The sequence below is a fragment of the Holdemania sp. genome (genome assembly GCF_986127675.1).
The window spans coordinates 17,980-29,171 of the sequence record NZ_CFQZWI010000031.1; the positions used below are offsets into that span (position 1 = coordinate 17,980).

14 protein-coding genes are annotated in these 11,192 nt (G+C 52.7%); 9 read left to right on the forward strand and 5 right to left on the reverse strand.

Translation table 11 applies throughout. The features are described 5' to 3' along the window. The first annotated feature begins 25 nt into the window (after positions 1-25). The 8 genes from AC5OW4_RS06705 (at position 26) to AC5OW4_RS06740 (ending at position 5,649) form a co-directional block, all read left to right on the forward strand. Positions 26-853, forward strand: coding sequence for an HAD family hydrolase (locus tag AC5OW4_RS06705; RefSeq protein WP_493676805.1), 828 nt, complete (start codon positions 26-28; stop codon positions 851-853). Continuing rightward, a complete protein-coding gene (locus tag AC5OW4_RS06710) occupies positions 850-1,539 on the forward strand; it encodes a YczE/YyaS/YitT family protein (protein WP_083538372.1) in 690 nt (229 codons plus the stop codon). Before AC5OW4_RS06705 ends, AC5OW4_RS06710 begins: the two co-directional genes overlap by 4 nt. Positions 1,540-1,768: 229 nt before the next feature. Next, on the forward strand, positions 1,769-2,830 hold the full coding sequence (locus tag AC5OW4_RS06715) for a helix-turn-helix domain-containing protein (RefSeq protein WP_493676806.1): 1,062 nt from the start codon (positions 1,769-1,771) through the stop codon (positions 2,828-2,830). Between the two features lie 207 nt (positions 2,831-3,037). After that, positions 3,038-3,571, forward strand: a complete 534-nt coding sequence (locus tag AC5OW4_RS06720; protein WP_072683174.1) for an HdeD family acid-resistance protein — start codon at positions 3,038-3,040, stop codon at positions 3,569-3,571. A 121-nt stretch (positions 3,572-3,692) separates the two neighbouring features. Further along, positions 3,693-3,845 carry a hypothetical protein gene (locus AC5OW4_RS06725; RefSeq protein ID WP_493676807.1) on the forward strand — a complete coding sequence of 51 codons (153 nt, stop codon included), beginning with the start codon at positions 3,693-3,695 and terminating at the stop codon, positions 3,843-3,845. Between the two features lie 77 nt (positions 3,846-3,922). Then, a complete protein-coding gene (locus tag AC5OW4_RS06730) occupies positions 3,923-4,213 on the forward strand; it encodes an ArsR/SmtB family transcription factor (RefSeq protein ID WP_493676808.1) in 291 nt (96 codons plus the stop codon). Between the two features lie 76 nt (positions 4,214-4,289). Then, positions 4,290-5,303 (forward strand): permease, encoded by a 1,014-nt coding sequence (locus AC5OW4_RS06735; protein ID WP_195548026.1) that lies wholly within the window; start codon positions 4,290-4,292, stop codon positions 5,301-5,303. A gap of 13 nt (positions 5,304-5,316) precedes the next feature. Beyond that, positions 5,317-5,649, forward strand: coding sequence for a thioredoxin family protein (locus AC5OW4_RS06740; protein ID WP_195548027.1), 333 nt, complete (start codon positions 5,317-5,319; stop codon positions 5,647-5,649). Between the two features lie 67 nt (positions 5,650-5,716). Here the strand turns inward: AC5OW4_RS06740 and AC5OW4_RS06745 are convergent, their stop codons facing one another. From AC5OW4_RS06745 to AC5OW4_RS06765, 5 genes are all read right to left on the reverse strand, one after another. Beyond that, on the reverse strand, positions 5,717-6,385 hold the full coding sequence (locus AC5OW4_RS06745; protein ID WP_072683179.1) for a helix-turn-helix transcriptional regulator: 669 nt from the start codon (positions 6,383-6,385) through the stop codon (positions 5,717-5,719). 35 nt (positions 6,386-6,420) lie between these two features. Next, a complete protein-coding gene (locus AC5OW4_RS06750; protein WP_195548028.1) occupies positions 6,421-6,915 on the reverse strand; it encodes a PTS sugar transporter subunit IIA in 495 nt (164 codons plus the stop codon). Continuing rightward, positions 6,908-8,119 (reverse strand): pyridoxal phosphate-dependent aminotransferase, encoded by a 1,212-nt coding sequence (locus AC5OW4_RS06755; RefSeq protein WP_195548029.1) that lies wholly within the window; start codon positions 8,117-8,119, stop codon positions 6,908-6,910. Before AC5OW4_RS06755 ends, AC5OW4_RS06750 begins: the two co-directional genes overlap by 8 nt. A 148-nt stretch (positions 8,120-8,267) precedes the next feature. Beyond that, the gene (locus AC5OW4_RS06760; protein ID WP_195548030.1) at positions 8,268-9,644 is read right to left on the reverse strand and encodes a PTS transporter subunit EIIC; all 1,377 of its coding nucleotides are present in this window, start codon (positions 9,642-9,644) and stop codon (positions 8,268-8,270) included. Between the two features lie 13 nt (positions 9,645-9,657). Next, positions 9,658-10,032, reverse strand: coding sequence for a RidA family protein (locus AC5OW4_RS06765; RefSeq protein ID WP_006058241.1), 375 nt, complete (start codon positions 10,030-10,032; stop codon positions 9,658-9,660). 172 nt (positions 10,033-10,204) lie between these two features. Here AC5OW4_RS06765 and AC5OW4_RS06770 point away from each other — a divergent pair. Then, the coding region (locus AC5OW4_RS06770; protein ID WP_493676809.1) for a glycoside hydrolase family 1 protein at positions 10,205-11,192 on the forward strand (988 nt) is incomplete at its 3' end.

Sequence of the window (11,192 nt, forward strand, 5' to 3'; positions counted from 1 at the left end):
TGGAACGAAAGGGGGCATCACGGCGATGATCAAGCTGATTGCGACGGATCTGGACGGGACGCTGTGCAACGCGAATCATTGTCTGGATCAGACGATTGCGGATTATATGAAGAAGCTGTCGGCGCGCCGGATTGAATGGGTGCTGGCGAGCGGCCAAGCGATGGAAATTGTCGAACCGTTGTTTGCGAAGTACGCCTTCCGCTGTCCGGTGATCGCCTTAAATGGCGCGCTGGTTTACGACCGCGGGGGAAAGCTGACGCAGCGTCGGCCGATGAAGACCCAACAGGCGCAGGACATGCTTCATGAAGTCCAAAAGCGGGGAGTTCTGACTGTTGCGTCGATGGAAAAGGGGAATTGGTGCAGCGATCCGCAAGCCTACCGGCAGCGGATGGAAACGTTAGTCAGGCGGATGCCGGATCCGGCGCTGTTCGCGCAGGAACATGGCTTTCTGAGTCTGACGGACACGCCGCTGGAACAGCTGGGCGCTTGTTATAAAATTGAAATTTATGATTCCCGGCCGGCGCTGGCGGATTGGGCGCGGGTGGCGGATTTCAAGGTCAGCGTCGTTCACGGGGACGTGATCGAAATGACGGACAGCGCCGTTTCCAAAGCGGCGGCGCTGCGGCAGCTTTGCGAATCGCGGCGCCTGGCGAACGAGGAAGTGCTGTGCTTCGGCGACAGCGAGAATGATTTGGAAATGCTGCAGGAATTCCGCTACGGACACATCATGCGCAACGCAGAGGAACCGCTGTTGGCGCAGGTCAATCACATTGCGCCGGCGAATACGGCCTATGGCGTGCTGCGGGTGATTGAAAATTACACCGGGATTCCCATCGGAAAGGAACAAGCATGAAAACAAAGACTTTAAAAGGCTTGCAGCTGATTGAAATGGTGCTGGGCGTGGCGATCACGGCGCTGGGCCTGTCGTTTATGATGAAATCGGGACTGGGCCAGACGGCTGTTGTGGCATTCACGCAGAATCTGGCGTTTCTGACCCGGCTGAAAAGCGGTACGTTGATCATTATCTTTAACTGCAGCTGCGTCCTGATTCAGATTTTAATTCAACGGCGGCAGTTTCCCAAGCTGCAGCTGCTGCAGGTGCTGGTCGCCTGGCTGCAGGGACAGATCGTCAACGTGTTCTGTTATGATCTGCCGGGCTTCTCAACCTGGATTCCGGGCAGCTACGGCGTTCAGTGGCTGGCGATGATCGCCGGGATTCTGTTGGCGTCGTACGGCGTGGCGGTGATGATGACGGCGGATTTGATTCGGCATCCGTTTGAGCAGCTGGTCATGGTGCTGTCCCAGCGGTGGGCCATCCCGTTCAGTGTTCTGCGCAGCCGGGCGGATATGTTTTTCATCGGACTCAGCCTGCTTTTGATCGTAATTTTCCATCTGGAATTGACGACCTTGCGTGAGGGGACCTGGGTCTCGATGTTGTTACTGGGCCGGTCGATGGCGTTCACGTTTCCGGCAGCCCGGAAATGTTCCGGCTATTGCCAGCTGAAAGAACGCGTCACGGCGTCGGTTTCTCTGGATTAACCGGTTATCCGCAGAAGACATGACCAATCTTACGAATAAGCTTCACCTGTCGATCAGGTCTGCGAGCCCTTGTGCTTGCGGATCTGATTTTTTTTGCTTAACTGACAGTTAAAAAAATTAACCAAAACCTTCTTTCCATTCAGTTGTACAAGCGTTGGGCAGCTGTTAAGATAAACTTGGAAAAAGCTTTTTCTTAACGATCCGCAAACGACATGAAAGGAGATTCATGATGAAGATGAACGAAGTGATCCGCCAGCGCCGCAAGGAGCTGGGGCTGACGCAGGACCGCGTCGCCGAACTGCTGGGGGTTTCAGCCCCGGCTGTCAACAAATGGGAAAACGGCAACAGCTATCCCGATATCACGCTTTTGCCGCCGTTAGCCCGGCTGTTAAAAACAGATTTGAACACATTGCTTTCCTTTCAAGACGAGCTGACAGACTTGGAAGTTGCCAACCTGATGAACGAAGTCGCGGAGCAGGTGAAAAACGGTGATCTGGAAGCTGCCTTTGAAATGGCGCGGGACAGGATCCGGGAATATCCTAACTGCATGACGCTGATCTACGGCATGGCGACGATGATTAAAGGCTCCGTTACGATGACCCGGCCGGAAGACGCCTCGCGGTATAAGGCGCAGGCTGACGATTGGCTGCGGTTATGCGCAAAGGGGGAAAACCGGCATGTCCGGGAATCTGCGATCGTGATGTTGTTTTCCGATGCTCTGGAGCGGAAAGCGCTGGACGAAGCCCGGACACTGCTCGATCAGCTGCCCGAACCGCTGGCTGTGGATAAGCAGCAGCTGAAAATCAACCTGCATCTTGCCAGCGGCGAGGAAGAAAAGGCAATGGAGCTCATGGAACGCCAGCTGTTAAAGACCGCGAACAACCTCATCACACAGCTGAGCAATTTAATAGATCTCAGCTGGAAGCAGGGGCAGAGCGAGCGGGCTGAGCGCTATGGCGAGCTGTCGCGCCAAACCGCGGAACAGTTTGATCTGATGCCTTACGATCACGCGATCGCCGATTTCCTGCTGGCCTTGCAGAAAAAAGAGGCGAAGCCGTGTCTGGACGCTCTGCAGCGCATGCTGGAAGCGCTCAAACAGCCGTGGGATCCGTCGATTTCCCCGCTCTATCCGCATATTAAAAACACCAATGACGTAGGCACGTTCAACACCATTTTAATAAGCTCGCTGCTCAAAGAACTGCAGCGGGATGAGAAGCTGGCTTTCTTGCGGGAAGATCCGGCGTATGCGGAATTTGTTTCCCGCTATTTAACCCCGGATGATCCGGCCTGAGTGCTCTGTAAAAAAGCATGAATATCAGCGGTCTGCTTGAAAAAGGCCATTTCAGATCGCCATGGCGCCCTGCAGCTTTGACAATCTTGGCGGATTGTTTCAGATTTCGACAGATTTCCGCGGCTGTCTATTCCTTTGGAAAGAAAAAGGATTAAGATGTAGGTGTAATCAGAACATGGGTCTGATGCAAAAAAGGGAGTGGACATGATGAAGAATTCAATGACTCGGATTTTGTGGTTTATCGCAGGGATTTTGTTGATCCTTTCCGGCTGTACGCTGTTGTTTAATCCCGATGCGTCGCTGATCTCCATGGCTGGCATGATCGGGTTTGTCATCCTGCTGAGCGGTATTTTCGACCTGACGATTTATTTCGTATTTCATAATCTGATGCTGGGTTCCGGCTGGCAGCTGCTGGACGGAATTCTCGGCGTATTGGTCGGCTTTATGTTTCTGGGCAACAGCGTGCTGGTCGCGTCGGTGCTGCCGTATATCTTCGGTATGTGGATCATGTTCTCCGGCCTGTCCAAGCTGGTCGGCGGCTTTGATCTGAAAAAGCTGAACTTTGACGGCTGGGGCTGGCTGGTTTTGATCGGCGCGGCGATGACGATTCTGGGCTTGCTGACGTTCTTCAAGCCAATGATCGGCACAGTGGCTCTGTCGGCCCTCTTCGCGATTGCTCTGATCGTCGAAGGCGCGCATGCCTTATTGCGCGGGATTTATTACCAACGCTTCTGGCTGTAACTTTCGAAGATCAGCACAGAAAAATCAAAACGGGAACGCCGCACAGGGAAAATGAACACCCCGATACCGGCACTCCCGTTTTTTTGTTCTGGCTTTTACGCAGAAAGAAAAATCCATATAAATGAAGAAAATCCCCGAACCCAAAGGCCCCGGAGAATTTATTGTTCTGCCTGCTGTGCAGAGGCAGGCCAACCGTGCTTTTGAAGATATCCCGCAGATTGGCGAGTTTGTCTGCCGCGTCCTGATTGTTGATATCATATCAAAAAAAATTTGATCTGAAGATTGACAAATTCAGTGTTTGACTGTATGATCAAAATACATCAAAAAAATTTGATATGAGGGAGGGAAACGATGGAGGAATATTCCAGCGACACCAAAATCTTTAAAGCGTTTTGCGATGCAAACCGGCTGAAAATTCTGGAGCTGCTCAAAGATGGCGAAAAATGTGCCTGCCGGCTGATCGAGATTCTGGATATCCGCCAGTCAGCGTTATCCTATCATATGAAGATTCTGTGTGATTCGGGCATTGTCGTCAGCCGTCAGGATGGGAAATGGACGCATTACTGGCTGAACGAGGAAGGCATTGAACACGCTGTGCGAAGACTGGCTTTCCTGACAGGGTGGAAAACGGACGAAATGTAGAAGTCATCGGCGGATGGCTTTTAAAAAATTTCAACATATCAAAATATTTTGATCTGAAAGAGGAAGGAAGTGTAAAATGGAGTTCTTACAAAATCTTTTGTCGCTGATTCAGGATCAGATTCTGGGAATGCGGTGGCTGAATCAGGGGATTGGCTTGCTTTTGGAAAAGTTGGGTTTGGATGTGACCTCAAGATGGGGCGGGAGCGTTCACTTCTTTCTATATGACGTGATTAAAATCACGGTGCTGCTGTGTCTGCTGATCTTGTTGATTTCTTATATTCAAAGCTATTTCCCACCGGAGCGCAGCCGGAAAATCCTGACGCGCTTTCATGGCGTCGGGGCGAACCTGATTGCCGCGCTGCTGGGCACGGTGACGCCGTTTTGTTCCTGTTCGTCGATTCCGCTTTTTATTGGCTTTACCAGTGCGGGGCTGCCGTTAGGCGTGACGTTTTCATTTCTGATTTCATCGCCGATGGTGGATCTGGGAAGTCTGGTTTTATTAATGAGTATTTTCGGTGCGAAGATTGCGGTGCTGTATGTGATCATTGGCTTAGTGATCGCAGTCGTGGGCGGAACCTTGATTGAAAAGCTGCAGCTTGAGGATCAAGTCGAGGACTTCATCCGTTCAGCCCGGGCCGGAACAGTGGACGATGTCGCAATGACCCGCAAAGACCGGCTGACTTATGCCCGCCAACAGGTTCAGGAAACGTTAAGCAAGGTGTTTCCTTATATTCTGGTCGGCGTCGGTGTTGGCGCGGTGATTCACAACTGGATTCCGGAAGTGTGGATCGAAGCGCTGCTGGGCAGTAAGAATCCGCTGGGCGTCGTGTTGGCGACCTTAGTCGGCGTTCCGATGTACGCCGATATCTTCGGCACGATTCCGGTTGCGGAAGCACTGTTGGCCAAAGGGGCGCAGTTGGGCACGATCCTGGCGTTTATGATGGCGGTGACGACGTTAAGCCTGCCGTCGATGATCATGCTGAAAAAAGCTGTGAAACCGAAATTGCTGGCGGTGTTCATCGCCGTCTGCACGATTGGAATTATTCTGGTCGGTTATCTGTTCAATGGCTTTCAGGGATTTTTAATCTAAGGAGGAAAAAGCAATGCGGATTTTTGGAAAACAAACGACCGGGAAGGCTTGCGGCTGTCAAACGCCTTCCATCAAAGCGGCAACGGTGAATTCGAACGAAGAGGAGGCCGGGATTAAAATTCTGGGTTCCGGCTGCGCGAAATGCGCCGCGCTGGAAAAGGCAGTCAGAACGGCTGCGGAAGAGCTGAAGCTGAACTGGCCGATCGCGCATGTGACGGACTGGACTGAGATCGCCGCCTATGGCGTAATGAGCACGCCGGCGCTGGTTGTGAAGGGGAAAGTCGTTTCTTATGGCAAAGTGCTGAGCGTCGATGAAGCGAAGACCCTGCTGAAACAATCCTGCTGATAACGTCGAATTCGCTCATCCCAATCTGAAAAAATCTCCGGAGAACGCAGGCTTCCCGGAGATTTTCTTATTTGTTATTCTGTTTGTTGCGCAGGTGCATGTAAACGGTGTTCTTGGAAATGTCCAACAGATTGGCGACCTTGATCACCGCATCCTTGATGTTGAAAATCCCGTAATCATCCAATCCCATCACGATCATTTTGTTTTTATTCGACGGCGCGATGGACGAATCGTTCATCACCCGCTCGCGGACGCTGCGCAGCGTCGATTCGATCAGCTCGTCGGAATTGTCCGCAAAGTTTTCCATCGCCGGCTGGCCTAATAACCCCGGCGTCTGCGGGACTAACGTCTTTACGAAATCATTCAGCGAGGTGTTCATATACAAATTCATGCAAAGCAGGCCGATGATCTTCCGCTTTTCCCCGCGGATCGCAATCGTCGTTGATTTGAGCGGTTCGCCTTTTTTGTTCGTGCTGAAATAGGTGATATAATCCTTATTCGTATTTTCGATTTTTTCCAGCATGTTTAACGCCAGATCGGTGATCGGCGCACCGATCTTTCTTCCGGTATGCGATCCATTGATGATGTTGATTACGGAATGTTCGTAATTTTCCAAGGAGTGCAGGACAATTTCATACCCTTCCCCCAGATAACAGGCCAGCCCTTCGATCATGTTGGAATAGGAGTTCAGAATTTCCTGATCTACCAGGGTCAGGTCGACAGATTGATAAGCCATAGTCTTTCCTCTTTTCTTCCATTTATTGTAAATGATCAACCCCGGTTCTGGCTATATGTAAGTACGCTTGTTTTTCCAGCTTTGACATTTTCCGCCGTGATGAAGCGGGTGATTGAGAACTGCGCTCCGTTGGTGATCACGCAGGGAATCGTCATATCATACCCTTTCGCCTGCAGCGCTTCCCGATCGAAGTGAATCAAGGTCGTGCCGGGCTTCACTTTATCGCCTTCGCGGACGAAGCATTCGAAGCCCTTGCCCTTTTCGTTCACCGTGTCCATGCCGATGTGGATCAGAAACTCCAGGCCGTCCTCCGCGCGCAGACCAATCGCGTGCAGCGTCGGGAAGACCATCAGCACCGTGCCTTTAAACGGCGCGACGATATACTCTCCGGCAGGCACGACCGCGAAGCCGTCGCCCATCATTTTCTGACTGAACGTCGTGTCCTGCACCTGCTCGAGCGGAACGATCCGGCCATCGCAAGGAGCCAGTACCGTCGGCTCGGTTTCTTTCTTTTTCAACAAATTAAACATGGTTTTCCTCCTGCCACTGAATCAGCGCGGCCTTGATTCGTTCTAAAGCGGCGATCACCTTGGCGTCGTCCCGGTACACGCCCAGCACGATGCGCAGATGACCTTCCCCGCCCGGGCCGTAATTTTTCCCATCGTTGACGGCGACTTGAGCGTGCTTCACCAGATACTGCACGATCTGCGAGGAATCGCCCAATCGGGACACGTCCACCCAGCATAAGAAGCCGGACTGCGGCAGATCGGCGTGCACGTTGGGGATGGAATTGAGAATCTTTTCCGCAGCATGCCGGCGGACGTCGAACGCCCGTTCAAATTCCTGCATAAACGACGGATCCTCCAGAGCGGCGATCAATGCTTTCTGGCAGGCGGTGTTGGTTGCGCCCAAAACGGAAACCGCGTTGGCGTACAGCGAATCCATGATCTCATCGCCGCAGACCAGATAACCGACGCGCAAACCGCTCAAGCCCATGCCCTTGGAAAAGGAGAAGACCGTCACAGTGCGCTCAAACAACCCGTCCATGGCGGCCGGGGTGATCATTTCGTTCTCGTAACAAAAGTCTTCAAACGCCTGATCGCAGACCAGAATCAGATCGTGGCGGATCACAAAGTCCCGCAGAATTTCCAGTGACTGCCGGTTATATACGGTCGTCGTCGGATTGTTCGGATGGGTCAGCACGATCATTTTTGTTTTTTCACTGACGGTTTGTTCCAGCAGCTCTGCTTCCAGCTGATAGCCGGTTTCCGGACGCAGCGGGACGGGAACGACGCGCCCGCCCATGATTTCAATGTTCAGCGTGTTGTTGGGATAGCTGGGCGAGGGAATCAGAACTTCGTCGCCATCCTCGATAAACGGCAGGATTGCGAAATACAGACCGCTGTCCGAGCCGGGCGTGATCAGAATGTTGCGCTCAGGATCGACAAGCAGGTGATTCTTTGTTTTCAGCTTTTCCGCGATCTTCGCTTTCAGCTGGGAGGAACCGATTGGTGCGGTGTAGTGCGGCGCGGACGGATGCCGGATCGCGTCGATCAACGCCTGCTCGACGTGCTTGGGCATGGAGGCGTCCGGCATAAACGGATCAGCCCAGCCCATCAACGCGACGCCCTGTTTCTCCATTTCCTGATAGGCGCTGCCGACGTCGGCTTTTTCCACAGCGGTAAACAGACCGCCCTCGGCTTTGCGGAAAGCGGGAATCATTTTCTCTTTCATCGTGTTGTTTCCTTTCTATGAAACAGGGGCTGCCTGGCGCAGCCCTGTTCTTATCATCCATTGTAGACTATGTCCCTTTTTCCAAGGGAGCGGCAAGCTGAACCGTCGGCGTGGGAGGGACCGGCAGTTCAGCGGAAAGGGGATGGACTCAGCGGTTTTCGTCGAAGCCGAAGATGACCGTCAGCACCGCGGAGACGATAAACGAGATCGCAAACGCCGCCATGACCAGCCAGACGTTGCTCGGATTGTCGCCGAAGAACATCGCAAAGTTCAGGAACGACGGGCCGCCCATCGCATAGGCTTTCAAAGCGAAGAAGGAAGCGAATGCACCGCCGCAGGCGCCGCCGATGGCCGCAGCCATAAACGGTTTCTTAAACTTGAAATTGATGCCGTAGATCGCCGGTTCGGTAACGCCGGTCACCGCGGCGATCGTGGCGGATGCCGCAATCGTTTTGGTCTTCGGGTTCTTGGATTTCAGCCAGACGCCGAATGCCGCGCCGGCCTGCGCCATGTTCGCAGAACCGCTGGCTGGCGAAATATAGTTGAAGCCCTGCGTCGTGATGCCCTGTACCAGAACCGGAACCATGCCGTGATGAATACCCAGGACAACCATCGCAGAATAGATGCCGCCGTAGATCAGACCGGCGAAGACGCCGCCTTTTTCAAACAGAACGGTCACAACCGCCGCCAGCTGCAGGCCTACCCAGTTGGCGACCGGCCCGATTGTCATCAAGGCGATCGGCGTCGCGATTAACATCGTTAAGCACGGAACCAGAATGATCTTCAGCGCGCCCGGAATGAATTTGTCGATCATGCGTTCCACCCAGGAAGCAAACCAGATCGCAAAGACCATCGGCAGCACAGAGGACGAATAATTAACAACCGTGAACGGAATTGCCAGGAAGGAGAACGTCGTCGTACCTTCCGCGATTAAGCCGGCCCAGTTGCCCGACATCATCGCCGCGCAGATCGTCAGCGCGACGAACTGGTTCATCTTGAACTGCTTTGCGGCGGAAGCTGCTAACAAGAACGGCAGGAAGGTAAAGATCCCGTTGGCAATCGTGTTGATCACAAAGTAGGTATTGCCGGAGCTGTCCAGACCGAATACGACGGCGATCGTCAGAATGGCGCGGACTAAGCCGGCGCCGGCCAGTGCGGGAACGATTGGATTGAAGATGCCCGCAATCGTTTCAAAGAAGCCGGTTAAAAGATTTCCCTTCTTCTTTTTCAGATCGGATTTGACGTCGTCCAGATTTTCTTCGACCGCCGCTTCTTCGGAAAGACCAGTGAGTTCGATGAAATCCTTATACACGTTGGCGACGTCGGTGCCGATGACGATCTGCGTCTGTTTCCCCTTGTTGACGACGCCCATCACACCTTCGACCTGATTGAGCGCTGCTTCGTCAACCAGCGAGGTATCCTTTAAGTTCAGGCGCAGGCGGGTCATGCAGTGAGCCGCGGTGGCAATGTTGGCGGTGCCGCCGACATGCTTGAGGATGTTTTCGACCAGTTGTTTGTTTTTCATTCTGTTTTCCTCCTTATTTATGCGCTAGTATTTCGACTTCACACAAGACGCCCTTGGGAATCTCCCGCACGGCGACGCAGGAGCGGGCCGGGCAGTGGGTGAAGGTTTCGCCATAGATCTGATTGAACGCCGCGAAATCGTTCATGTCCGCTAAGAAGCATGTCGTTTTCACAACGTCGCTGACAGTCATGTCCGCTGCTTCAAGAATTGCCTGAATGTTTTTCATCACCTGCCGGGTCTGGCTTTCAATCGTGTCGCCTGCGATCTCGCCGGTTTCCGGATCGACCGGAATCTGACCGGAAGCGAATAAAAAATCGTTCAGCCGGACAGCCTGGGCATAAGGCCCGATCGCTGCCGGTGCTTTGGGTGTTGCAATCTTTTCTCTCATCTGAATCCCCCTTTTTGGTAAATTAATTTTTACACTTTCAGATTATCACTGAATAATAATTTAGTCAACTATAAATAATGAAATTATTTTTATTGATTTAACCGGTTACATGCTCTATAATGAAAATGTAAATGAAATTTAGTTCAGTAAATCAAAGAAAAGGAGTAAACCAATGAAACAACTGAAAAGCTTTCCGGAAAACTTCTTCTGGGGCGCTGCTTCGGCGGCCAACCAATGCGAGGGGGCCTGGCAGGCCGAAGGCAAGGGCGTCAGCATTTCCGACGTCATGACTAACGGCACGCATAAAGAACCGCGCCGGATCACCCCGGTGATCGACGAAGACCGCTACTTCTATCCAAGTCATGAGGCTGTCGATTTCTATCATCATTATCAAGAGGATATCGCGCTGTGCAAGGAAATGGGCTTCAATATCTTCCGCATGTCCGTCAACTGGACGCGGATTTTCCCCAACGGCAATGAAAGTGAACCCAACGAAGCCGGTCTGGCGTTCTATGACCGCGTGTTCGCCGAGCTGAAAGCGGCGGGGATCGAGCCGCTGGTTACGATCTATCACAATGAAAATCCGTTCGCGCTGACGCAGGAATGCAACGGCTGGGCCGACCGGCGCTGCATCGACTATTATCTGAATTTCTGCCGGGTTCTGTTTGAGCGTTACAAAGACGTCGTCAAATACTGGATTCCGTTTAATGAAATCAACTGCCTGACGACCAAGCTGGGTAACTGGAATCATGCCGGCATCCTCAACGAAGGAACGGAGTTCTTCACCGATCAGGTCGATAACCCGAACCTGCGGTTTGCCGCGCTGCATCATCAGTTCGTCGCCAGCGCCCGGGCGGTGAAGCTGGGCAAAGCGATCAATCCGGATTTCCAGTTCGGCACGATGATCTGCCATATCACGGTGTATCCGCTGACGTGCAATCCGGATGACGTGCTGATGACCCAGCAGGAAGACCTGATGCGCAACTGCTTCAGCGGCGACGTGCAGGTCAAGGGTGTTTATCCTTATTATATAAAGCGTTACTTTGAACGCCACGGGATTGAATTTGAGATCACTCAACAGGATTTAAAGGAGCTGCGCGAGGGCACGGTGGATTTCTATTCGTTCAGCTATTACATGTCCAACTGCATCAGCTCGGATC

What these genes read in the sequence shown, in the direction of transcription:
- AC5OW4_RS06705 (WP_493676805.1), top strand. Translation starts at nt 26, where the DNA reads ATGATCAAGCTGATTGCGACGGATCTGGACGGGACGCTGTGCAACGCG.
- AC5OW4_RS06710 (WP_083538372.1), top strand. Translation starts at nt 850, where the DNA reads ATGAAAACAAAGACTTTAAAAGGCTTGCAGCTGATTGAAATGGTGCTG.
- AC5OW4_RS06715 (WP_493676806.1), top strand. Translation starts at nt 1,769, where the DNA reads ATGAAGATGAACGAAGTGATCCGCCAGCGCCGCAAGGAGCTGGGGCTG.
- AC5OW4_RS06720 (WP_072683174.1), top strand. Translation starts at nt 3,038, where the DNA reads ATGAAGAATTCAATGACTCGGATTTTGTGGTTTATCGCAGGGATTTTG.
- AC5OW4_RS06725 (WP_493676807.1), top strand. Translation starts at nt 3,693, where the DNA reads ATGAAGAAAATCCCCGAACCCAAAGGCCCCGGAGAATTTATTGTTCTG.
- AC5OW4_RS06730 (WP_493676808.1), top strand. Translation starts at nt 3,923, where the DNA reads ATGGAGGAATATTCCAGCGACACCAAAATCTTTAAAGCGTTTTGCGAT.
- AC5OW4_RS06735 (WP_195548026.1), top strand. Translation starts at nt 4,290, where the DNA reads ATGGAGTTCTTACAAAATCTTTTGTCGCTGATTCAGGATCAGATTCTG.
- AC5OW4_RS06740 (WP_195548027.1), top strand. Translation starts at nt 5,317, where the DNA reads ATGCGGATTTTTGGAAAACAAACGACCGGGAAGGCTTGCGGCTGTCAA.
- AC5OW4_RS06745 (WP_072683179.1), bottom strand. Translation starts at nt 6,385, where the DNA reads ATGGCTTATCAATCTGTCGACCTGACCCTGGTAGATCAGGAAATTCTG.
- AC5OW4_RS06750 (WP_195548028.1), bottom strand. Translation starts at nt 6,915, where the DNA reads ATGTTTAATTTGTTGAAAAAGAAAGAAACCGAGCCGACGGTACTGGCT.
- AC5OW4_RS06755 (WP_195548029.1), bottom strand. Translation starts at nt 8,119, where the DNA reads ATGAAAGAGAAAATGATTCCCGCTTTCCGCAAAGCCGAGGGCGGTCTG.
- AC5OW4_RS06760 (WP_195548030.1), bottom strand. Translation starts at nt 9,644, where the DNA reads ATGAAAAACAAACAACTGGTCGAAAACATCCTCAAGCATGTCGGCGGC.
- AC5OW4_RS06765 (WP_006058241.1), bottom strand. Translation starts at nt 10,032, where the DNA reads ATGAGAGAAAAGATTGCAACACCCAAAGCACCGGCAGCGATCGGGCCT.